At 63.5% G+C, this 21,894-nt stretch carries 22 protein-coding genes; 5 read left to right on the top strand and 17 right to left on the bottom strand.

The window, feature by feature from the left end:
• Positions 1 to 8: 8 nt before the first annotated feature.
• Positions 9 to 1,349, bottom strand: coding sequence for a type I glutamate--ammonia ligase (glnA, locus tag AC5RU9_RS04730; RefSeq protein ID WP_090825698.1), 1,341 nt, complete (start codon positions 1,347 to 1,349; stop codon positions 9 to 11).
• Between the two features lie 190 nt (positions 1,350 to 1,539).
• On the opposite strand from glnA, the gene panB reads away from it, so the two are divergent.
• A complete protein-coding gene (gene panB, locus AC5RU9_RS04725) occupies positions 1,540 to 2,445 on the top strand; it encodes a 3-methyl-2-oxobutanoate hydroxymethyltransferase (RefSeq protein WP_211711300.1) in 906 nt (301 codons plus the stop codon).
• A gap of 13 nt (positions 2,446 to 2,458) precedes the next feature.
• Here the strand turns inward: panB and AC5RU9_RS04720 are convergent, their stop codons facing one another.
• Positions 2,459 to 2,623, bottom strand: coding sequence for an SPOR domain-containing protein (locus AC5RU9_RS04720; RefSeq protein ID WP_011774435.1), 165 nt, complete (start codon positions 2,621 to 2,623; stop codon positions 2,459 to 2,461).
• A 108-nt stretch (positions 2,624 to 2,731) separates the two neighbouring features.
• Here AC5RU9_RS04720 and map point away from each other — a divergent pair, with 108 nt between their 5' ends.
• The 3 genes from map to AC5RU9_RS04705 all read left to right on the top strand — a co-directional run bounded on the left by map (position 2,732) and on the right by AC5RU9_RS04705 (position 5,254).
• On the top strand, positions 2,732 to 3,610 hold the full coding sequence (map, locus tag AC5RU9_RS04715; RefSeq protein WP_211711301.1) for a type I methionyl aminopeptidase: 879 nt from the start codon (positions 2,732 to 2,734) through the stop codon (positions 3,608 to 3,610).
• Positions 3,611 to 3,682: 72 nt separating this feature from the next.
• Entirely contained in the window at positions 3,683 to 4,486 is an 804-nt protein-coding gene (ppgK, locus tag AC5RU9_RS04710) for a polyphosphate--glucose phosphotransferase (protein WP_494015528.1), read from the top strand.
• A 6-nt stretch (positions 4,487 to 4,492) separates the two neighbouring features.
• Positions 4,493 to 5,254 (top strand): SDR family oxidoreductase, encoded by a 762-nt coding sequence (locus tag AC5RU9_RS04705; RefSeq protein ID WP_494015527.1) that lies wholly within the window; start codon positions 4,493 to 4,495, stop codon positions 5,252 to 5,254.
• Between the two features lie 85 nt (positions 5,255 to 5,339).
• On the opposite strand, the gene nrdR is transcribed toward AC5RU9_RS04705, so the two are convergent.
• From nrdR to AC5RU9_RS04690, 3 genes are all read right to left on the bottom strand, one after another.
• On the bottom strand, positions 5,340 to 5,843 hold the full coding sequence (nrdR, locus tag AC5RU9_RS04700; RefSeq protein ID WP_494015526.1) for a transcriptional regulator NrdR: 504 nt from the start codon (positions 5,841 to 5,843) through the stop codon (positions 5,340 to 5,342).
• Positions 5,844 to 6,013: 170 nt separating this feature from the next.
• Positions 6,014 to 7,375: a histidinol dehydrogenase gene (hisD, locus tag AC5RU9_RS04695; protein ID WP_494015525.1), complete on the bottom strand. Its 1,362-nt coding sequence runs from the start codon at positions 7,373 to 7,375 to the stop codon at positions 6,014 to 6,016.
• 4 nt (positions 7,376 to 7,379) lie between these two features.
• A complete protein-coding gene (locus tag AC5RU9_RS04690; RefSeq protein WP_494015524.1) occupies positions 7,380 to 7,913 on the bottom strand; it encodes a hypothetical protein in 534 nt (177 codons plus the stop codon).
• Positions 7,914 to 8,023: 110 nt separating this feature from the next.
• Here AC5RU9_RS04690 and AC5RU9_RS04685 point away from each other — a divergent pair, with 110 nt between their 5' ends.
• Positions 8,024 to 8,524 (top strand): flavin reductase family protein, encoded by a 501-nt coding sequence (locus tag AC5RU9_RS04685; RefSeq protein ID WP_211711307.1) that lies wholly within the window; start codon positions 8,024 to 8,026, stop codon positions 8,522 to 8,524.
• A 20-nt stretch (positions 8,525 to 8,544) separates the two neighbouring features.
• Here AC5RU9_RS04685 and dnaE read toward each other — a convergent pair whose 3' ends face one another.
• From dnaE to murG, 12 genes are all read right to left on the bottom strand, one after another.
• On the bottom strand, positions 8,545 to 12,102 hold the full coding sequence (gene dnaE / locus AC5RU9_RS04680; protein WP_494015523.1) for a DNA polymerase III subunit alpha: 3,558 nt from the start codon (positions 12,100 to 12,102) through the stop codon (positions 8,545 to 8,547).
• Positions 12,103 to 12,161: 59 nt separating this feature from the next.
• Positions 12,162 to 13,088 (bottom strand): RluA family pseudouridine synthase, encoded by a 927-nt coding sequence (locus AC5RU9_RS04675; RefSeq protein ID WP_494015522.1) that lies wholly within the window; start codon positions 13,086 to 13,088, stop codon positions 12,162 to 12,164.
• Entirely contained in the window at positions 13,081 to 13,689 is a 609-nt protein-coding gene (gene lspA / locus AC5RU9_RS04670; protein ID WP_494016056.1) for a signal peptidase II, read from the bottom strand. Before lspA ends, AC5RU9_RS04675 begins: the two co-directional genes overlap by 8 nt.
• Before the next feature lie 100 nt (positions 13,690 to 13,789).
• Entirely contained in the window at positions 13,790 to 14,482 is a 693-nt protein-coding gene (locus tag AC5RU9_RS04665; protein WP_211711310.1) for a DivIVA domain-containing protein, read from the bottom strand.
• 157 nt (positions 14,483 to 14,639) lie between these two features.
• A complete protein-coding gene (locus tag AC5RU9_RS04660) occupies positions 14,640 to 14,927 on the bottom strand; it encodes a YggT family protein (RefSeq protein WP_018779301.1) in 288 nt (95 codons plus the stop codon).
• Positions 14,928 to 15,033: 106 nt separating this feature from the next.
• Positions 15,034 to 15,570, bottom strand: a complete 537-nt coding sequence (locus tag AC5RU9_RS04655) for a cell division protein SepF (RefSeq protein WP_211711311.1) — start codon at positions 15,568 to 15,570, stop codon at positions 15,034 to 15,036.
• Positions 15,571 to 15,655: 85 nt separating this feature from the next.
• Positions 15,656 to 16,384, bottom strand: coding sequence for a YggS family pyridoxal phosphate-dependent enzyme (locus AC5RU9_RS04650; RefSeq protein WP_494015521.1), 729 nt, complete (start codon positions 16,382 to 16,384; stop codon positions 15,656 to 15,658).
• Positions 16,377 to 17,090: a purine nucleoside phosphorylase YfiH/LACC1 family protein gene (locus AC5RU9_RS04645; RefSeq protein ID WP_494015520.1), complete on the bottom strand. Its 714-nt coding sequence runs from the start codon at positions 17,088 to 17,090 to the stop codon at positions 16,377 to 16,379. Before AC5RU9_RS04645 ends, AC5RU9_RS04650 begins: the two co-directional genes overlap by 8 nt.
• Positions 17,091 to 17,116: 26 nt before the next feature.
• Positions 17,117 to 18,337: a cell division protein FtsZ gene (ftsZ, locus tag AC5RU9_RS04640; RefSeq protein WP_211711313.1), complete on the bottom strand. Its 1,221-nt coding sequence runs from the start codon at positions 18,335 to 18,337 to the stop codon at positions 17,117 to 17,119.
• Between the two features lie 217 nt (positions 18,338 to 18,554).
• A complete protein-coding gene (locus AC5RU9_RS04635) occupies positions 18,555 to 19,412 on the bottom strand; it encodes a cell division protein FtsQ/DivIB (protein WP_494015519.1) in 858 nt (285 codons plus the stop codon).
• Positions 19,405 to 20,775, bottom strand: a complete 1,371-nt coding sequence (gene murC, locus AC5RU9_RS04630; protein WP_494015518.1) for a UDP-N-acetylmuramate--L-alanine ligase — start codon at positions 20,773 to 20,775, stop codon at positions 19,405 to 19,407. The genes AC5RU9_RS04635 and murC overlap by 8 nt, the downstream gene beginning before the upstream one ends.
• Positions 20,772 to 21,890 (bottom strand): undecaprenyldiphospho-muramoylpentapeptide beta-N-acetylglucosaminyltransferase, encoded by a 1,119-nt coding sequence (gene murG / locus AC5RU9_RS04625; protein ID WP_494015517.1) that lies wholly within the window; start codon positions 21,888 to 21,890, stop codon positions 20,772 to 20,774. The genes murC and murG overlap by 4 nt, the downstream gene beginning before the upstream one ends.
• Positions 21,891 to 21,894: the final 4 nt, after the last annotated feature.

Here is a 21,894-nt window from a genome sequence, read left to right as displayed (position 1 = left end):
GGCCCTGCCTAAAGAATGCCGAGGTTGCGCTGCAACTCGTATGGAGTGACCTGAAGGCGGTAGTCCTGCCATTCTGCGCGCTTGTTGCGCAGGAAGTGCTCGAAGACCTGCTCGCCAAGGATCTCGGCCACCAGCTCCGATTCTTCCATGGCACGGATGGCATCGTGGAGGCTGGCCGGCAACGGGGCGTGGCCCATGGCCTTGCGCTCCGCCGTGGTCAGCGACCAAATGTCATCCTCGGCTGCCGCGGGAAGCTCGTAGCCTTCCTCGATGCCCTTCAAACCGGCGCCCAACAGCACGGCGTAGGCCAGGTACGGATTGGTGGCCGAATCGATACCGCGGTACTCAATACGTGCGGATTGGCCCTTGCCGGGCTTGTAGAGCGGGACGCGGACCAGTGCGGAACGGTTGTTGTGGCCCCAGCTCAGGTAGCTCGGTGCCTCGCCGCCGCCCCAGAGGCGCTTGTAGGAGTTCACGAACTGGTTGGTCACGGCCGTGAATTCGGGTGCGTGCTTGAGGATGCCGGCAATGAACTGGCGCGCCGTCTTGGACAGCTGGAACTCAGCCCCGGCCTCGAAGAAAGCGTTGGTGTCGCCCTCGAACAAGGAGAAGTGCGTGTGCATGCCCGAACCCGGGTGGTCGGTGAACGGCTTGGGCATGAAGGTGGCGTAGGTCCCCTGCTGGAGGGCGACTTCCTTGATCACCGTGCGGAACGTCATGATGTTGTCCGCGGTCTGGAGCGCATCCGCATAGCGGAGGTCGATTTCGTTCTGTCCCGGTCCGCCTTCGTGGTGGCTGAACTCCACTGAGATGCCAACGGACTCGAGCATGGTGACCGCGGTGCGTCGGAAATCCTGCGCAACGCCGCCGGGGACGTGGTCGAAGTAGCCGCCCTCATCCACGGGGACCGGCGAGCCGTCAGGACCGAGGTCCTTGGACTTCAGCAGGTAGAACTCAATCTCCGGGTGGGTGTAGCAGGTGAAACCCATGTCCGCGGCTTTGGCCAGGGTCCTCTTGAGAACATTGCGGGGGTCGGCGGCGGACGGCTCACCGTCGGGCGTCAGGATGTCGCAGAACATCCTGGAGGTCTGCTCGGTCTCGCCACGCCACGGCAGGATCTGGAAGGTGGACGGGTCAGGCTGGGCGAGCATGTCGGACTCGAACACGCGGGCCAGGCCCTCGATGGCTGAACCATCAAAGCCGAGGCCTTCTTCGAAGGCACCCTCCACTTCGGCCGGCGCAAGCGCAACGGATTTAAGCGAACCCACGACGTCGGTGAACCACAAGCGTACGAAGCGCACGTCACGCTCTTCGATTGTCCGCAGAACGAACTCTTGCTGGCGGTCCATAGGGCCTCTTTTCCGATTCGGTGTCCATGCCGCTGGTTTCATTGGATTGAAGCCACGACAGCTCAGCCTTCACTCTACTAAGAGTTCCGTGCTAATGCCGCAGCAGTTGCTGCGCGTAACACAGCGTTTACACAAGGTGACGCTGGGCACAGTGGTGGCAGGCGTCGTCGGCACCGCTTAGGCTCTATCCATGGCCCCGAGCAACCTCCCTGAGTCCACCACGCCCGCCGAAGTTCCCGCCCCCTACGGCAGCGGCCCCACGGCAGCGGCGCAGCCGTCGCCGGCTGCAGGCAGGAAGCCAGCGGGCAGGGTCCGGATCCACCACCTTCAGCAAGCCAAGGACAACGGCGAGCGTTTCGCCATGCTGACCGCCTATGAGCAGTACACAGCGGAGATCTTCGACCAAGCCGGAATCGAAGTCCTCCTGGTGGGTGATTCCGCGTCCAATAACGTCTTCGGCAACGAGACCAGCCTTCCTGTCACCGTCGATGAGCTCCTGCCGTTGTGCCGGGCCGTTGCAAGGTCGGCAAAGCGCGCCTTGATCGTCGCGGACCTGCCCTTCGGCAGCTACGAGGTTTCGGCTGAGCAGGCCGTCGCCACAGGTGTCAGGTTCCTCAAGGAAGGCCTGGCGCACGCCGTCAAGATCGAGGGCACGGCCTACTACGCGGACACCGTCAAAGCAATGGTCCAAGCGGGGATCCCGGTCATGGCCCACATCGGGTTCACTCCCCAAAGCGAGCACTCCCTGGGTGGTTACCGGGTACAGGGCCGTGGGGATGACGCCCAGCGCCTGGTCGATGACGCAGTGGCCCTGCAGGACGCGGGTGCCTTCAGCGTCCTCATGGAGATGGTCCCGGCAGAAACCGCGGCCACCGTGGACGCAGCACTTCGGGTTCCGACAGTCGGCATCGGAGCAGGCAAGAGCACTACAGGCCAGGTCCTCGTTTGGCAGGACATGGCCGGATTGCGGGGCGGAAAGATGGCCAAGTTCGTCAAGCAGTACGCGGACCTTCGCACCACGTTGAGCGATGCCGCGGCAGCGTACGGCGACGACGTCCGGTCCGGGCAGTTCCCCGGACCGGAGCACTCCTTCTAGTCGTCGTCCTGGGCTAGTCGTCGTCCTGGGCGTCCCAGGCGTCGTTTCGCGCTTTGACCTTCTCCAGGGCGTGCTCGGCTTCTTCCCTGGTCTTATAGGGGCCAATCAGCTGGGTCCAATCGGACATGGCGTCCTCTTCGATCTCGTGCGTCTTGACGTTGTACCAGTACTCCGTCACGTCTCCTCCTCGATCCTCGGGCGATTGGACGCGTAACGTTGGCGGGGTCACAGGAACCCAACCACACTTTGTTACTTGCGTCTCTTGCGTGCCTTATATGATCAATCTATGCCTTCTCTAGCTTCGACTGCACCCATTGGCGCCCTCACCCCGGGAACCATCAGCCCTGAACGCCCCGTCCCGGCGTCGATCCCCCGGCCCGAGTATGTAGGCAAGAAGGCACCTGCCAAGTTCACCGGCTCCGAGGTGAAGTCAGCCGAGACCGTCGAGAAGATCCGGATTGCCAGCAAGATCGCGGCACAGGCAATTGTCGAGGTCGGCAAGCACATCCAACCCGGGGTCACCACGGACCAGTTGGACAAGGTGGGGCATGAGTTCCTGCTGGACCATAACGCCTACCCGTCCACGCTCGGCTACAGGGGTTTTCCCAAGTCGCTGTGCTCCTCCCTCAATGAGGTCATCTGCCACGGCATCCCGGATTCCACGGTGGTCCAGGACGGCGACATCCTGAACATCGACATCACCGCCTTCATCGGCGGGGTCCATGGGGACACCAATTACACTTTCCTCGTTGGCGACGTGGACGAAGAATCCCGTCTGCTGGTTGAGCGCACGCAGGAGTCGCTCAACCGGGCCATCAAGGCCGTGGCCCCCGGCCGCGAGATCAACGTCATCGGGCGGGCCATCCAGTCTTACGCAAAACGCTTCGGCTACGGCGTGGTTCGCGACTTTACTGGCCACGGCGTGGGTGAGGCGTTCCATACGGGCCTCATCATTCCGCATTACGACGCAGCCCCGGCGTACAACACCGTGATCGAGGCAGGCATGGTCTTCACCATTGAGCCCATGTTGACCCTCGGAACCATCGAATGGGACATGTGGGCCGATGACTGGACAGTCGTCACCAAGGACCACAAGCGCACGGCCCAATTCGAACACACCCTGCTGGTCACAGAGACCGGCGCGGAAATCCTGACCCTTCCCTGAGCCCTCCGGAAGGTCCCAGCAGCCCCGGAGGCTGCGCCATGCCCATCCCCTCCTGCCACGATCGGAAATGCATTGTCCAAGAAGGATGAGAAGACCCACAAGAACGCCCCGCTGATCGGAATCGACATCGGCGGCACCGGCATCAAGGGCGGCATCGTCGACCTGAAGAAGGGCAAGCTGATCGGTGACCGTTTCAGGGTGCCCACTCCGCAGCCCGCAACCCCGGAGGCTGTCGCCGAAGTAGTTGCACAGATCGTCGAAGAACTGTCCAGCCGTCCCGACGCGCCGGCAGCAGATTCCCCGGTGGGCGTGACATTCCCGGGCATCATCCAGCACGGCGTGGTCCACTCTGCGGCCAACGTGGACAAGACCTGGCTCAACACCGACATCGATGCGACATTCACCAAGCGGCTGGGGCGCCCCGTTGAGGTCATCAACGATGCCGACGCCGCCGGCCTCGCCGAGGCCCGCTACGGCGCAGGCGAAGGCGTGGACGGAACAGTCCTGGTAATCACCTTGGGCACCGGGATCGGATCTGCCTTCATCTTCAACGGCCAGCTGGTCCCCAACGCTGAATTGGGTCACCTTGAGGTGGACGGATTCGACGCCGAGACGAAGGCATCAGCCGTTGCCCGCGAACGCGATGGCCTGAGCTGGGACGAGTATGGTGTCCTGCTGAACCGCTACCTCCAGCACGTGGAGTTCCTGTTCTCCCCTGAGCTGTTCATCGTGGGCGGCGGCATCTCGAAGCGGTCCGACGAGTACTTCCCCCACCTGGAGCTGCGCACCAAGATCGTGACTGCCAAGTTGAAAAACGACGCCGGCATTGTTGGCGCTGCCCTCGAGGTGGCATTGCACCACAAGCTCGCCAAGTAGGGCCCGGTGGAGGACCAGTCGGCAAACCGCATCGCGATCGTCAGCGGTGCAAGCCGTGGCATCGGCGCTGCCGTTGCCCACGCCGCGGCAGCCGCCGGGTATGGCGTCGTTGTCAATTACTCAGCGGATGCCGAGGGCGCACACGCCGTTGTCCGCCGCATTGTTTCCCAAGGCGGCCGTGCCCTTGCTGTACAGGCGGACATCAGCCAACCTGCCGACGTCGTTCGCTTGTTTGACGAAGCCGGAAACTGGGGAACGGTGACAGCGGTAATCAACAATGCGGCCATCACCGGCAACCAGATCGGCACCCTGGTGGAGGTGCCTGCCGAGAAGGTGCAGCGGGTTGTCGATGTCAATGTCTCGGGCATGATTTTCATGTGCCAGGAAGCTGTGCGGAGGCTGTCCACTGATCACGGCGGCAGCGGCGGGAACATCGTGAACATTTCCTCCACCGCCACCAAGGCAGGCTCACCCGGTACCTGGGTGCACTACGCGGCAACGAAAGGCGCGGTGGATGTCCTGACGGTGGGTTTGGCGTCCGAGGTGGCCAAGCAGGGAATCCGAGTCAACGCAGTGGCACCGGGCAGCACCAAAACGGGGCTTCACGCGGCAGCTGGCATGCCGGACCGTGTGGAAAAGCTGAACCCAACCATCCCCATGGGTCGCGGCGCTGAACCGGAAGAAGTCGCAGCCGCGGTGATGTGGCTGATGTCCGGCGAGGCCGGCTACATCACGGGGGCTGTGCTTCCGGTGGCGGGCGGGCGATAACCCGGCCCGTGCCACAGTGCCGGTACCTGCAGCTGCTATGGTGCCGGTGGCGGCTGCGGCTTCCCCTCCGCTGCCGCCACCGGAGCTAGAGTTGGCTCTTCTCGGAACCTTTGGCTTGCTTTGTGCCCGCCTTGGCGTGGGCTTCGGCCTCGTGGCGGAGCAAGGAAATAGCGGACTCGAAATCTTCCAGGGACTCGAAGGCCTGGTACACACTGGCAAAGCGAAGATACGCCACCTCGTCCAGCTTCCGCAGCGGACCGAGGATCGCCAGGCCTACCTCGTGAGCATCGATCTCCGCCGCGCCCGACGAACGGATGTTCTCTTCGACTTCCTGTGCCAGCATGGCGAGGTCGTCCTCGGTAACCGGACGCCCTTGGCACGCCTTGCGGACGCCACTGATGACCTTGATGCGGCTGAAGGGCTCGCCTACGCCAGAGCGCTTGATGACGGAGAGGCTGGTAGTTTCCACGGTAGTGAAACGGCGACCACATTCGGGGCACTGACGGCGCCTGCGAATGGAAGACCCGTCGTCGGCCATGCGGCTGTCAACGACGCGCGAGTCAGGATTCCGGCAGAACGGACAATACACGCTGGGCCTCCCCTGACAGATCCGGCACGGGACTCGCCCGGCAGGTCGCCGGATACGCAAAGGTGCCGGAAGATAACTTCCGGCACCAGTTTACGTTTCATAACACCCTAATGACAAGCGTGTAACTACTACATGTAGTGGTGGGCACCCTTATATGTAGTGGTTGGCGGTCAGGCGAACCGGATCCGGACGGCGTCTCCATGACCCGGCAGGTCCTCCGCGCCCGACAAGCTGACGATGTGGGTGCTGACCTCCTGCAAGGCGGCACGGTCATAGTTGATGACCTGCACTGCGCGCAGGAAAGTGGTCACATTCAATCCGGACGAGAAAGCCGCGGTGCCACTGGTTGGCAGGACGTGGTTGGAACCGGCGCAGTAGTCACCCAGGCTGACAGGGCTGTACTCCCCCACAAAGATCGCTCCGGCGTTCCGGATCCGTGACGCGACTGAAGCTGCGTCCGCGGTCATGATTTCCAGGTGCTCGGCCGCATAGGCGTTGCACACTGCGATCCCCTGCTCCAGGTCGTCGACCAACACCACACCGGACTGGGGCCCGGACAATGCTTCCAGAACCCGGGCGCTGTGCTTGGTGGCAGCTGCCTGCCGTGCAAGTTCAAGCACGACGGCGTCGGCCAGGTCCCCGGAGTCCGTCACCAGGACAGAAGCTGCTTTGGGATCGTGCTCGGCCTGGCTGATGAGGTCGGCAGCTACAAGGGGTGCCTGCGCTGTGGCATCGGCAAGAATGGCAATCTCCGTGGTGCCGGCTTCAGAGTCGATGCCCACCACACCCTTGACCAGCCTCTTGGCGGTGGCCACGAAGATGTTGCCGGGTCCGGTGACAACGTCTACGGGTTCGATCGGTAGCTCTTCACCGGATCCCGGGATGCCATAGGCGAAGGACACGATCGCCTGCGCACCACCGATGGCGTAGACCTCGTCGATGCCCAGGAGTTTGGCGGCCGCGAGGATGGTGGGGTGCGGCAGGCCATCAAAGTCCTTCTGCGGAGGCGAGGCCAGGGCAATGGACCCGACACCGGCAGCCACCGCAGGGACCACATTCATGATCACGGATGATGCCAAGGGCGCGAGGCCGCCGGGGACATACAGCCCAACGCGGCCCACGGGAATCCAGTTCTGGCTGACTACTGCGCCGTCGCCCAGCGTTACATCCACGTTGGCGGGCCGCTGCTGGTCCGCAAACTGGCGTGCCCGCCTGATCGATTCCTCCAGTGCGGCACGGACCTCGGGGGCGAGCCCGTCCAGCGCCTGCGTCAGCGCTTCGGCCGGGACGCGGGGGTGCGACTGTTCCACGCCGTCGAACTTCCGTGCCAGCTCGCCCAGGGCAGCGAAGCCCTGGCTGCGTACGGCAGAGATGATGTCCTGGACCTTTTGCTCGGCGTCAGCCATCGTCTGGTGGCGGGCCCTGGGAACGGCGGCGCGCAGTTCAGCGAGCGAAAGGTGGCGGCCCCGGAAATCGATGGTGCGGAAATCGAGGGCAGCGGCTGGGACGGAAGTATCCGGGGAAGTGGTCACCCGGCTATTTTACGGGCTTCTTCGAAAGAACCCCGAACAGCGCCAGGACAAACGTCACGAAGGCCAGGGCGCCTGGCCACAGAACCAGCACGGCATACGAGCGGAGCGTGAACCCGTATCCTGCTCCGAGTGCGGGATCCGGGACTTGGCTCCACAACTGGCCGGCGAGCAGGCCCACAAGCCAGGCTACGACCGCGCCCGCCGCACCGCCCACCAGGGCGAAGGCCAACCGGCGCGGCGCGTCCGTGCCCTGCAGCTTTCCGTCCAAGGCAAGTCCCGTGGCGCACCCTGCCAGGAGCATCAGGGCCGCGAGGACCAAGTCCCGGGGAAGCCACGATTCCGGGTCCGCGGGGTTGGCCAGGTCCGGGTTGCCCGAGAGGAGGTTGAGTCCGCCTGGGGCCAAGAGCCACCAGAGCACGCCCAGGACGACGCCCAAAGCCGCGGGGAGGGCCAACCAAAAGACGTCCCGCAATTGCCGTGGGCCACGGGCGGGAGCCGGTTCGGAAACGGAAGGGAGGCTCACACTGGGCTCGGTCATGCAACCCACATTAACAAAGGTTCACGCTGGCCCCGCAAAAGAAGGGGCTGGAGCACCCGGGGAATACCCTGAGAGTAAGACCCGCAACCCCAGTCCAGGAGAACAGCAACGTGGCAAGCGAAGAACCCGGCTTCGAGCAGACCTTCAGGGAGATGTTCCGCCGGCATGCAGCCGGGGTGGCCATCATTACTGCCAACCTCAACGGCAAACCGTTCGGTTTCACCGCCACGTCCGTGGCGTCCTTGTCCGCCGAACCGCCCCGCTTCACTTTCAACATGGCCCGGAGTTCCAGTTCCTGGCCTGCCGTGGCCAACGCGGAATTCATCGGCGTGCACATGCTAGGGCTTGAAAACCAGGCCCTGGCCAATCGCTTCGCCCGGACCCGCGACCGCTTCGAAGGCGACCACTGGGAGCCGGGGCCACACGACGTGCCGATCCTCAAGGATGTCAGCGGCTGGCTCGTTGGAAAGATCCAGATGCGCTTGTCGTTCGAGAACAACGCCGTGGTGGTGGTCGAGGTCGTCGACGGACAGGTAGGAGACGACGGCGCTCCCCTGCTGTATCACAGCGGCGCGTACAGCAAGCCCGCCCCTCTCGACTACGAGATCTGAGCCAGATCGGGCCCTGCCTGCTAGTTATCCAGGCAGGCCGGGCCCAGCAGGACCTTGAGATCCCCGAACAGTGACGGGCTGGGGTTCACCCTCATGTGGACCGGCAGCCCCATGACCTCCACCTTGGTGTCGCCCATCAGCTTCAACCGGACTTCCGAGTTTCCCCGGTGGGTCCGCAGCACATCGCGGAGGTCGGTCACTACAGCCTCTGTGGCTTTGAACGTGGGGATGGTGATCACTACGGGCCCGTTCACGCTCTCACTGAGGTCGGGCACGGAGAGTTCCATGCAGTTCAGCGTCACGGCTCCGTCATCCCGACGCTGCAAGCGTCCCTTGACCACCACAATCAGGTCCTCCGCCAGCACGGAGGCAATCGGGCCATAGACCTGGCCGAAGAACATGACCTCCATCGAGGCGCCCAGGTCCTCGATTTCCGCGCGGGCATAGGCGTTGCCGCTGGCCTTCGCGATCCTGCGGCTCAGCGAGGTGATCATCCCCGCAATGGTGACAATCGCGCCGTCGTGCGGTCCGTCCTCGGCGATGATCGACGTAATCGACTGTTCGGCGTGCTGGCTGAGGACGCCCTCCAGCCCTTGGAGCGGATGGTCTGAGACGTAGAGGCCCAGCATGTCACGCTCGAAGGACAGCTTGTCCTTCTTCTCCCACTCCGGAAGATCCGGGATTTCCGTGGTCAGCGACGCTTCGGGTTCCTGGTCCTCGAAGCCGGCGAAGAGGTCGAACTGGCCAATCGCTTCGTTCCTCTTCAGGGTGATGACCGAGTCGATGGCTTCTTCGTGGATCATCGCCAACGCGCGCCGATGGTGGCCCAGGGAGTCGAACGCGCCTGCCTTGATCAGGGATTCAATGGTTCTCTTGTTGCACACGACGGCGGGAACCTTGAGCAGGAAGTCCTTGAACGAGGTGTACTTGCCTTCGGATGTCCTGGCCGCAACCATGGCATCCACCACGTTCACGCCCACGTTGCGGATGGCGCCCATGCCGAAGCGGATGTCCGTTCCCACAGGAGTGAAGTTCAACGAGGACTCGTTGACATCCGGCGGCAGGACCGTGATGCCCATGCGGCGGCACTCATTGAGGTAGATGGCGGACTTGTCCTTGTCATCGCCCACCGACGTAAGCAGCGCCGCCATGTACTCCGGCGCATAGTGCGCCTTCAGGTACGCGGTCCAGTAGGAAATCACGCCATACGCTGCCGAGTGGGCCTTGTTGAACGCATAGTCGGAGAACGGGAGCAGGATGTCCCAGAGTGTTTTGACGGCAGCCATTGAATAGCCGTTGTCCTGCATACCCTGCGAGAAGCCTGCAAACTGCTTGTCCAGTTCGGACTTCTTTTTCTTGCCCATCGCGCGGCGGAGGATATCGGCTTGGCCGAGTGAGTAGCCGGCCAGCTTCTGTGCCACGGCCATAACCTGCTCCTGGTACACGATCAGGCCGAAGGTGCCGCCGAGGATTTCCCTGAGCGGTTCCTCCAATTCCGGGTGGATCGGAATGACTTCCTGGATCCCGTTCTTACGCAGTGCGTAGTCGGTGTGGGCGTTGGCGCCCATGGGTCCCGGACGGTACAGGGCCAACACAGCCGAGATGTCTTCGAAGTTGTCAGGCTTCATGAGCTTGAGCAACGACCGCATGGGGCCGCCGTCGAGCTGGAACACGCCCAGCGTGTCGCCACGCGCCAGCAGCTCATAGGACGCAGCGTCGTCGAGTTCCAGGTTTTCCAGGTCCAGGTCGACGCCACGGTTCATCTTGATGTTTTCCAGGGCATCCGAAATGATCGTGAGGTTTCGGAGGCCCAGGAAGTCCATCTTGATCAGCCCGAGGCCTTCGGACGTCGGGTAGTCGAACTGCGTGATGACCTGGCCGTCCTGGAAGCGGCGCATGATCGGAATGACGTCAATGATCGGGTCCGAGGACATGATCACGCCTGCCGCGTGCACACCCCACTGACGCTTCAGCCCCTCAATGCCCAACGCCGTCTCGAAGACCTTGGCGGCCTCGGGATCCGTGGCGATGAGTTGCCGGAAATCCCCTGCTTCGCTGTAGCGCTTGGACTCCGGGTTTTGGATGTCCGCTAGCGGGATGTCCTTGGCCATGACAGCCGGGGGCAAGGCCTTGGTCAGTTGCTCGCCCATGCTGAACGGGTAGCCCAGCACACGGGAAGAGTCCTTGAGCGCCTGCTTGGTCTTGATGGTTCCGTACGTGACGATCATGGCCACGCGTTCGTCACCGTACTTCTTGGTGACGTAATCGATCACTTCGGAGCGACGGCGATCATCGAAGTCGACGTCGAAGTCGGGCATGGAAACGCGGTCCGGGTTGAGGAAGCGTTCGAAGATGAGTCCGTGCTGCAGCGGATCGAGATCCGTGATGCGCATGGCGTAAGCCACCATGGAACCTGCACCGGAACCACGGCCCGGGCCCACCCTGATGCCGTTGTTCTTGGCCCAGTTGATGAAGTCGGCCACCACCAGGAAGTATCCAGGGAATCCCATGGAAGTGATAACGCCGAGCTCGTAGTCGGCCTGTGCCCGCACCTTGTCCGGGATGCCTTGCGGGTACCGGTACTTGAGCCCGGTATCGACTTCCTTGACCAGCCAGGACGTCTCGTCTTCGCCGGGTGGGCAGGGGAACCGCGGCATGTAGTTGGCGCCGGTGTTGAACGACACTTCGCACCGCTCGGCGATGAGCAGGGTGTTGTCGCACGCGTCGGGATGGTCGCGGAACAGTTCACGCATTTCCTGCGGCGACTTCAGGTAGTACCCGCTGCCGGAGAACGCGAACCTGGAGCCGCCGTTGTCATACGTCGGTTCCAGGAGGGTGGAACCGGATTGGATGGCAAGCAGGGCTTCGTGCGCCTTGGCGTCGTGCTCGTGCGTGTAGTGGAGGTCGTTGGTGGCTACCAGCGGGAGGTTCAGGTCCTTGGCCAGGCGCAGGAGGTCACCGGTGACGCGTCGCTCAATGTCCAGGCCGTGGTCCATCAGCTCGCAGAAGTAGTTCTCAGCGCCGAAGATGTCGCGGAACTCCGCAGCAGCCTCCACGGCCTCGCGGTACAGCCCCAGCCGCAGCTTGGTCTGGACTTCCCCGGAAGGGCAGCCGGTGGTGGCAATCAGGCCTTCGGAGTAGGTGTTGAGCAGTTCGCGGTCAAGCCGTGGCCATTTGCCGAAGACAGAGTCCAGGGAGGCTATGGAGGAAGCCCTGAAGAGGTTCCGCATACCCACGTTGTTGTAGCTCAGCAACGTCATGTGGGTGTAGGAGCCACCACCGGAGACGTCGTCTTTGCGCTGGCTCTCGTCACCCCAGCGGACGCGCTCCTTGTCGCCGCGGGCCGTACCCGGGGTTACGTAGGCCTCAACGCCAATGATGGGCTTGATGCCCTTGTCCGTGGCCTTGCGCCAGAAGTCGAACGCACCGAACAGGTAGCCGTGGTCCGTGGTGGCCAGGGCGGGCATGCCCAGCCGTTCTGTTTCGTCAAACAACTCACCCAGCCTGGCGGCTCCATCCAGCATGGAGTATTCGGTGTGGGTGTGCAGGTGGACGAACGAATCATTGCTGGAAGTCACCACGACAGTCTACCGTCCCCGGTCCGCCGGAATGCGGACGCGGGGGCGGTAAAGGCCAACTAGGCGGATCCGCTGGCCAGGAGGTCCAAAGCGTATTGGAGGTCTGCGGGATAGTCGCTGCTGACCTCCACCCACTCCCCCGTGCGCGGGTGGTTGAATCCAAGCTGGCGGGCATGCAGCCATTGCCGGGTCAGCCCCAGGGTGGCGGCCAAGCGGGGGTCCGCACCGTAAGTGAGATCACCTGCACAGGGGTGGCGGAGAGCCGAGAAGTGGACGCGGATCTGGTGGGTACGGCCCGTTTCCAGGTGCACCTCCACCAAGGTCGCCTTGCCGAACGCTTCGAGCACCTCGTAATGGGTGACTGATGGACGACCATCCTCAATCACAGCGAACCGCCAGTCGTGCCCGGGGTGGCGTCCGATGGGGGCGTCGATGGTTCCCTCGAGTGGATCAGGGAGGCCCTGGACTACGGCGTGGTACACCTTGTCCACAGTGCGTTCCTTGAAAGCGCGCTTCAACACCGTGTAGGCGTGCTCTGTTTTTGCCACCACCATGACACCGGATGTGCCGACGTCGAGCCGGTGTACGATCCCTGCACGCTCAGGTGCCCCAGACGTCGAGATCCTGTATCCCGCCCCGGCGAGGCCACCCACCACAGTGGGTCCCACCCAACCGGGAGACGGGTGCGCGGCGACACCTACCGGCTTGTCGATGACAACGAATTCATCGTCGTCCAGCAGGATTTTCAGGCCTTCCACAACTTCCTCCACGACTTCCAAAGGGTCCGGCCGTTCTGGAACGGTGACGTCCAGAACTGCGCCGGCTGCGAGCTTTGCCGATTTACCGAGGGGCACGCCGCCGACGGTGACGTTGCCTTCGGCTATCAGCAGGGCCGCCGCAGACCGGGAGATGTCCAGCAATTTCGCCAGCCCTGCATCAGCGCGTGCACCGGCAAGGTCCTCAGGTACCACCACGGAGTCACTCACTGGTGGAATCCCCCGTGGAACCGCCCGCTGGCTTGGCCTCGTCGGCCGGCTTCCGTGTTGGGACGTGGCGCGACCCGTCCATGCCAATTCCGCGGAGCGTCAGCAGGCAAATGATGGCCACCCCGGACACCACGGCCGAATCGGCGATGTTGAAAATGGCAAAGTTCGGCAACTGAATGAAGTCCACCACGTGCCCCATGGCAAAGGAAGGCTCCCGGAACAGGCGATCTGTCAGGTTGCCGAGTGCTCCGCCCAGCAAGAGGCCGAGGGACAAAGCCCACCAGGCCGAACCCAAGCGGCGCAGCTGGAAAAGGATCGCGATGGAAACAGCCGCCATGACGATAGTGAAGATCCACGTCACGTTCTCACCGATGGAGAAAGCCGCCCCGGAGTTCCGGATGTAATACCAGTGCAGCAACGGAGGCAGGACGGGTATCCGTTCGCCCTCGGTCATGGTGCTGGTTACCCAGAGCTTGGTGAGTTGGTCGAAGGCGTAGGCGAACACGGCGAAGCCGGCAAAGAGCCAGAGTACGGCCGGACGCCGCTTTCGGCGGGAGCCGGGCTCCGGCTGTGAGGCGTCATCGGTGAAGTCGTCGGTCATTATGGCTTTCATTCGTTAAGCGTGGTGGCCTGTTGTCGTCGGTTTAACAGCAAAAGCCGGTGGCCGAGGAGTCCTCAGCCACCGGCTTTTAGAATACTTGCTATACGTCTGCGGTTGCTTCGCCAACCTCAGGGGCGGCGACGGAACCACGGGCATCGAGGTCGCGCAGCTGGCCCTCGATGTAAGCCTTCAGGCGTGAGCGGTAGTCGCGCTCGAAGCCGCGGAGCTGCTCAACCTTGCGTTCCAGGACGGAGCGCTGCTGCTCGAGGGCACCAAGGATCTTGCGGGACTTCTCCTGGGCGTCGTTGACGAGGCTGGATGCTTCGATCTGCGCCTCGGCAATGATCTTTTCCTTCTGCTGTGCACCGTCGGAAACGTGCTTGTCGTGCATCTGCTGTGCCATGGCAAGCAGACCTGCAGCCGACTCGGCAGAGGGGGTGAGGCTGTTGTTTGCAGCAGGCGCCTTGGCGGCAGCAGCTGCGGCCTGATCGGCTTCCTTCTTCTTGGCAGCTTCGGCGGCCTTGGCTTCAGCTTCTGCCTTGGCCTCGGCTTCCTTGTCGACCTTGACCGGAGCCGGCACCTTCTCGACGACCGGAGCCGCAGCAGTTGCAGCAGGCACAGCCGAACCGGCTTCGCCGAGCTTCTTGCGAAGCTCGTCATTCTCCTGGTTCAAGCGGCGAAGTTCCACCACGATCTCGTCGAGGAAGTCATCTACCTCGTCCTGGTCGTAGCCTTCGCGGAACTTGGTCGGCTGAAAGCGCTTGTTGACAACGTCTTCTGGCGTCAAAGCCATCTGGTCACCTCGTTGGTCTAGTTAGTCAGTAGGCCTTCCGGCCGTTCAAAACTACGGTACCTAAATATCATCTGGTTCCTCCAATTCAACACCATCGTGTTGAATTGGAGAATTTGCGGCCTGTGGACCATCGGTGGTCCGGGGTTCCGCGGTGCGGCTAGGCCAGGCTGAAGGTCACTGCCATGGCGATGCTCACGGCAATGATCAGGATCAGGAAGCCCAAATCCAAGGAGATTCCACCCAGCTGCAAGGGCGGTATCAGTCGACGAAGCCTTCCCAGGGGAGGATCCGTGACCGAGTAGACCACGTGTGCTGTAACCAACGCCACACCCCTTGGCCGCCACTGGCGGGCAAACATCTGAACCCATTCGAAGACGAGGCGGATGATCAGGGTGATGAAGAAGAGAAACAACACAATATGGATAAGGCCGAAAACAATGCCCACGAGTTAGCTCAGATCTCCCACTTGTTCCGGAATGCCGATCGGTCCCTACTATTGCAACACAGATGCCAGGCAGGTTGACCCGCCTGGCATCCCTGAAAGACTCTTGTCAGCTTTGGTTGAAGAAGCTGGCCTGTGTCTCGCTGGCCTTCTTGTCATCTCCGATGACTTCGACATACGACGGCGACAGCAGGAAGACCTTGCTGGTCACCCGCTCGATGCTGCCGTGCAGGCCAAAGACCAGTCCTGCGGAGAAGTCCACAAGCCGCTTGGCGTCCGCTTCGCCCATGTCGGTCACGTTCATGATGACGGGGATGCCATCCCGGAAGCTCTCGCCGATGACCTTGGCGTCGTTGTAAGAGCGGGGATGGACGGTGGTGATCTGCCTCAGGCCCGAGGCATCTTCGCGGCTGGACGCCGCACGCTTGATGGGTGTCACAGGTGCGCGGTATTCCTCTTCGGCGTCAACGGTGGGCATTTCACGGACAACTTCCCGGACGGGAGCAGGCGCGCGGCGCTCTTCCCGTTCCTGTGCCTGGGGGCGTTCTTCGTCGGGGTGCGAGGCGACTGCCTGCTCAGATTCGTAGTGTTCATCGCCGTCGGCGAGCCCAAGATAGATCATTGTCTTGCGCAGAGCGCCAGCCATGGTGCACTCCTATCGTTTCTGCAGTAGGCGGGCCGCCATGACTTGACACATCGGAACCCCGGCCCGTCATTCCAATACTTTGACGCTACCCCACGGCCGGACGGGAACCGAGAATATCGGAGCCAATTCTCAGGTGTGTCGCCCCGAACTTAATCGCAGCTTCCAGGTCCTGGCTCATGCCGGCGGAAATTGCCGTCGCTGCTGGATGAACCGAACTGAGGGTGGCAGAAATTCCTGCCAGCTTTTCGAAAGCAGCTTCCGGATCTGCGCCCAACGGCGCCACGGCCATCAGGCCGGAGAGCTGCAGGCCGCCCGCTGATTGGATCTTTTCGGCGAGAACCTCGACGTCGGCCGGGCTGGCACCGCCACGGTGCGCACCGGCGTCGTCCTCCAGGCTGACCTGGATGAAACAGTCGAGGTCCGCCCGGCCCGTGCCGTCCTGTTCCCGCGCCATGGCCTTGGCCAGCGCGTCGACGAGTTGGACGCGGTCGATCGATTGGACGGACGAAGCGTACTTGACCACCGACTTCGCCTTGTTGCTTTGGAGCTGCCCGATAAAGTGCCAGCGAACGTCAACGCCCGCCAGTTCACCGGACTTGGCGGCGGCTTCCTGGTCGCGGTTTTCGCCAACGTCCACAACGCCCAAGGACGCCAGGCGCCGGACGTCCGCGGCGGGATGGAACTTGGTGACCACGATGAGCCGGGGCGCGTCGGTCCGCTGGGCGGCCACGGTTGCTGCCTCGATCCTGAGGGTCACGGCGGCCAGCCGTTCGGCCAGTTCCGCGGTACGTGGATCGTTTCCGGAACTAGTCATGCGTCCACACCAAACCTGCGAATCGACCGGAACGGTTGTCCCTCCGGTACGAGAAAAGACTGTCGTTTTCCAAGGTGCACTCCCCCGAGTACTCAACGGCCACGTCCTCGGCAGCCAATTGGGACCGCACCCCGGCGGGGAGGTCCAATGCCGGCGTTCCCCACGAGGTGGACGCCCAGGCAGCCGGCACCTCAGCCGCTACGGAGGCCCTCAATTCAGCCGGCACCTCGTAGCAGGAGCCGCAGATGGACGGGCCGAGCCACGCCCTGATGCCTGCCGCTCCCCGGCGGCGCATCTCCGCGACCGTGGCGGGGATGACGCCCGAGGCGACGCCTGGTCGTCCCGCATGCGCGGCCGCAATGATCGGCTGATTCCCGTCGTCGACACCCACGAGGACCACAGGCACGCAGTCTGCCACCATGACCGCCAGTGGTTGCGGTGCCGCGCGGTCAGAAGTGGCCCGGGAGACCATGGCGTCCGCCGTGGGTCCCTGCCCATGGCCCTCGATGAACTCCACAGTGTTTCCGTGGACCTGGTCCATGTACTGGAAGTGCCCGGCGCCCAAGCCTGCGGCCTGGTCGAGCCGGATCCGGCGGTCCAGGACCTCTCCCGGGTTGTCCCCGACGTGGAGGGCCAGATTCCCGGCGTCCCTGTCCGTAAAGGCTACGGAGACGCCGGGTAGGACTTCATTACGCCACCAAAACACCAGGTACTGACTCTCCGAACGCGGCTTTACTTCAGGAAGTCGGGAACGTCGAGATCGTCCGAGCGGCTGCCGGAGAGGTCCGGTTCCACTACGGCGGGAAGGTCGACGTCGAAACCTGAGTCTGCGGGCAGGGCGGCGGGACGCTGCTGGCCCCAGTTGCTCAGCCCTGCGGCACCGATGCCGGCTGTTGCGTGCTGCGGTGCTGCGGCGCTGGACGGAGCGCTGTTAGGAGCAGCGGGACGCTCTGCGGGGACCGGGTTCTGGGCCGGACGCGACTGGTCCATGGACGGCGAGGTCGCCTTGACGTCGTCGAAGCCTGCAGCAATGACCGTGACGCGTGCTTCGTCACCCAGGGCGTCGTCAATGACGGCACCGAAGATGATGTTGGCCTCGGGGTGGGCCACTTCCTGCACCAGGCGGGCGGCCTCGTTGATTTCGAACAGGCCGAGGTCGGAGCCACCCTGAATGGAGAGCAGGACGCCGTGGGCGCCGTCGATGGAAGCCTCCAGAAGCGGGGAAGCAATGGCCAGTTCCGCTGCCTTGACGGCACGGTCCTCGCCGCGGGCGGAGCCGATACCCATGAGGGCCGAACCGGCTCCCTGCATGACCGACTTCACGTCGGCGAAGTCAAGGTTGATCAGGCCAGGGGTGGTGATGAGGTCAGTGATGCCCTGGACACCGGACAGCAGCACCTGGTCCGCGGAACGGAAAGCGTCCAGGACGGAGACGTTGCGATCACTGATGGACAGGAGGCGATCGTTGGGGATCACGATGAGGGTGTCGACTTCGTCGCGGAGCGCGTCGATGCCGGCTTCGGCGGAGCCTGCGCGGCGACGGCCTTCGAACGTGAACGGACGTGTCACGACGCCGATGGTCAGCGCACCCAGGGAGCGGGCGATGCGCGCGACCACAGGGGCGCCACCGGTTCCGGTACCGCCGCCTTCGCCTGCGGTGACGAAGACCATGTCGGCACCCCGGAGAACTTCTTCGATCTCGTCGGCGTGATCTTCTGCGGCCTGCTTGCCGACCTCGGGGTTTGCTCCCGCGCCGAGGCCACGGGTGAGTTCGCGTCCGACGTCAAGCTTGACGTCGGCGTCGCTCATGAGCAGCGCCTGCGCGTCGGTGTTGATCGCGATGAACTCGACGCCCCGAAGGCCCACCTCGATCATGCGGTTGACTGCGTTCACGCCACCGCCGCCGATGCCGACGACCTTGATGACGGCCAAGTAATTCTGCGGTGCTGCCACGTTTCGTGCCCCTTGCTTGTGTCCTATAGCGAAACTGATCGAGTCCAACTTGAATACTTGGACCTTAACCCTCTAGTTGAAGGTTATAGTTATGTCAAGTAACTCTACAGCGACGGTATTTCCTCTGGTTCCCACATGCAATGACCGCTTGCGCGTGTCGTGTGATTGCCGCGAAATAAGGCTGCCGCCGTCGCGAGTCTACTTTCCCTGTGCTGCTCTATTTGGTGAACGGATGCCGCGGGACACTGACGTCGTAGACGCGCACGGGTACCTTGGGGTCCGCAGGCATCTTCAACAGGGCCTCAAGTGCCTTCGCCTTCAGTTCCCTGTCCTCGGCATTGCCCCACACTACCGTCTTTCCGTCCACGAGTTTCAGTTCCACCGCATCCGGGGAGGCTGCTGATGCCGTGGACATCCTGGCCAGGACGTCTGCGGGCAACGTGTCCAGAACGGCGGCAATCGCCTTGAACAACTCCGTGTTGGTCGCGCCGGCGCCGGCGTCGATCAACGGCAACGCCACAGTGGCCAGGTCCTTGGTGGCACCGAGTTGCACGCCATCGACATCGACCATCACATAGCTGTCGCCCTGCTTCAACAATGCCACGGGTACCCGTTCGTTGACATGGACCAGCAACTCCGACGGCGGCCGCGCTTCAATGGTGGCCGACCGGACCTGGATCAATGGCTTCAGGAGCTCGTTGACTTCCTGCTCGCTGACCTGCGGAAGTGGTTTGCCGTCAAGGCCCGACAACGCTTTTTGGACGGCATCGGGCGTTAGGAGCGTGGTGCCGTCCACGGTGATGGTCCGAACGGCCAGCACCGGAGAATACACCGCCGCTGCCATGAGCACGGCGACGAAAGCGACAACAATGGACAGCGTCCACAGCACGAGCCTTCGCTTACGCTTCCCTTTCGGCTCCGGGAAAGCAATGACGTTGTCCGAAGTCTTCTCTTCAGGCTCGAGGGAACGCTGGGCACTGATGACCCCGCCCGGGCCCTCGCTTCGAGGCCCGCTGGCCTTACCCACGGCCGGGTCCGTCCCGGGCTTGAACGTCGGTTTTCGGGTGCTAGCCACCCAGGGCTCCCACAATCGCGGGTCCGTAGGCCGTGACGTCTCCCGCCCCTACTGTCAGGACTACGTCGCCCTCACCCGCCACGGCAACCACGGCGTCCACGGCCTCGCTGGCCGGAACAAGGCGGCCATTGGTCAAATGATCGGCAATCAAGGCGCTGGTGACACCCGGAACAGGATCTTCGCGGGCGGGATAGATATCCAGGACAAGGGCGGTGTCAGCCGCGGCCAATGCCTCGGCGAACTCAGTAGCGAATTCGCGGGTGCGGGAAAACAAGTGCGGCTGGAACAGGACATGGACCTTCCTGCCGCCGGCTACTGAACGCGCTGCCGACAGGGCGGCCCTGACTTCGGTGGGGTGGTGTGCGTAATCGTCATAGACCCGCACTCCCCTCCCCTGACCTTTGAGTTCGAACCTGCGCGAGGCTCCGGTGAACTGGCCCAATGCTGCTGCTGCAGCTTCAGGGGTTACGCCAAGCTCGACGGCGACTGCGAACGCGGCTGCCGCATTCAGCGCGTTGTGCCGCCCCGGTACCTGAAGGTCCAGCGTGTGGGTTTGGGCGCCGATGGCTACAGCTACGGCGGCCGGACCGTCGTCGTGGAGCCGGATGTCCGCATCCTCGGCTGTTCCGTAGGTCAGTACGCGGGTTGTTCCCTTCCCAGCGGTACGTTCGGCCAGGGCACGGGCACCGGCGTCATCGGCGCAGGCCAACAGCACGCCATCCGCCGGCAGGAGCGCGGCAAAGTTGTCGAAGGAAGCGAACACTGCCTCGGGTGTGCCGTAATGGTCCAGGTGGTCGGCTTCCACGTTGGTGACAACGGCGATCAGCGGGCGGTAGTTCAGGAAGGAACCATCCGACTCGTCAGCCTCCGCCACGAAGATATCCGAAGCCCCGTGGGCGGCATTGACGCCCAGCGCCGGGACGTTGGCTCCAATGGCGAAAGAGGGGTCCAGCCCCGCTTCCTTCAGCAGGACGGCGATCATGGAGGTAGTGGTGGACTTCCCATGCGTGCCCGCAACAGTGACCACCCGGTGTCCGGCCATGGTGGCTGCCAATGCCTCGGACCGGTGCAGCACAGGCAGCCCGGCGGCGCGGGCGGCGGCCAGTTCCGGGTTGTCCGCTCGGATTGCCGAGCCAGCCACGATCGTTTGGGCATCGCCCAGGTTTCCGGCGTCATAGCCCACCGCAATCCGGGCACCCGCCGCGGAAAGGTCATGCATGACTGGCAGGTCCTTGGCATCCGTACCGCTGACGGGCACGCCCCGCGCCACCATGATCCGGGCCACGGCGGACATTCCGACCCCGCCTATGCCAATGAAGTGGATGCGGCCAAGGGACTCGAGGGGAACGATGCTGTTGGTCATGCGGATACCGCTTCCAAGACAAGATCAGCCATGCGCTGATCGGCGTTTCTGATACCAAGGGCCTCGGACTTGCGGGCCATGTCGCTGAGCCGCGCGCGGTCCGACAGGAGCGGAATGAGTTCCGCTTCCAGCCATGCCGGGCTCAGGTCCTTGTCGTCAATCAGGAGTGCTCCCCCGGCTTCCACCAACGGGGCGGCGTTCAAGGCCTGCTCTCCGTTCCCGATGGGCAAGGGCACGAACACTGCGGGAACTCCCACGGCCGCTACTTCGCTCACGGTGCCGGCCCCTGCGCGGGCCAAAAGGACATCAGCAGCGGCATAGACGTTCTCCATGCCGTCGACGTACTCCACCTGGCGGTAGCCGGGAGCGGCGAGGAGGCCGCCGTCGTCGTCCAGTACCGATTTGCCGTTGCCGGTGATGTGCAGCGTCTGGATCCCGGCCGCAGCCAGTGCCGGCAAGGAAGCCGCAATGGAACGGTTGATGCTCTGGGCGCCGGATGACCCACCGGTGACGATCAAGGTTGGCTGTGCCGGGTCCAAGCCCAATGACGCCTTGGCTGCCGGAGCTGCTTCGGCCCGGTGGAGTCCGGAGATGGCACGGCGCATCGGCATGCCCACATGCCGTGCTCCCCGGAGGCGGGTCCCGGCAAAGGCGACAGCCACGTGTTTGCTGAACCGGGCTCCCACCCTGTTGGCCAGGCCGGCCTTCATGTTGGCCTCGTGGATGACGATGGGGATCCGCAGTTTCCGGGCGGCCAGGTACATGGGCGTGCAAACGTAGCCGCCCACGCCCACCAGGACGTCCGCTTCCGCGTCCTCCAGGATGCGCCGGGCCTGCTTGACCGCAGCGCCCAAGCGTCCGGGAAGCTTGAGCAGGTCGGCCGAAGGACGCCGCGGAAACGGGACACGGTCGATCGTTGAGAGCTCGTAGCCGGCAGCCGGGACGAGCCGGGTTTCCATACCCGACGGCGTACCAACAGTCATGATGGCGGCGTCGGGACGCCTCTCCCTCAAGGCATCAGCGATAGCCAGCAGGGGGCTGACGTGCCCTGCTGTTCCGCCGCCGGCCAGGACAACGGACAGGGGCTTGCGGGCAATAAGGGATTCAGGAGTCATGAAG

Source organism: Arthrobacter sp. B0316-5-4 (assembly GCF_059090325.1).
The sequence above is the reverse complement of the archived record's forward strand: the minus strand, read 5'-3'. Positions and strand labels throughout refer to the sequence as shown.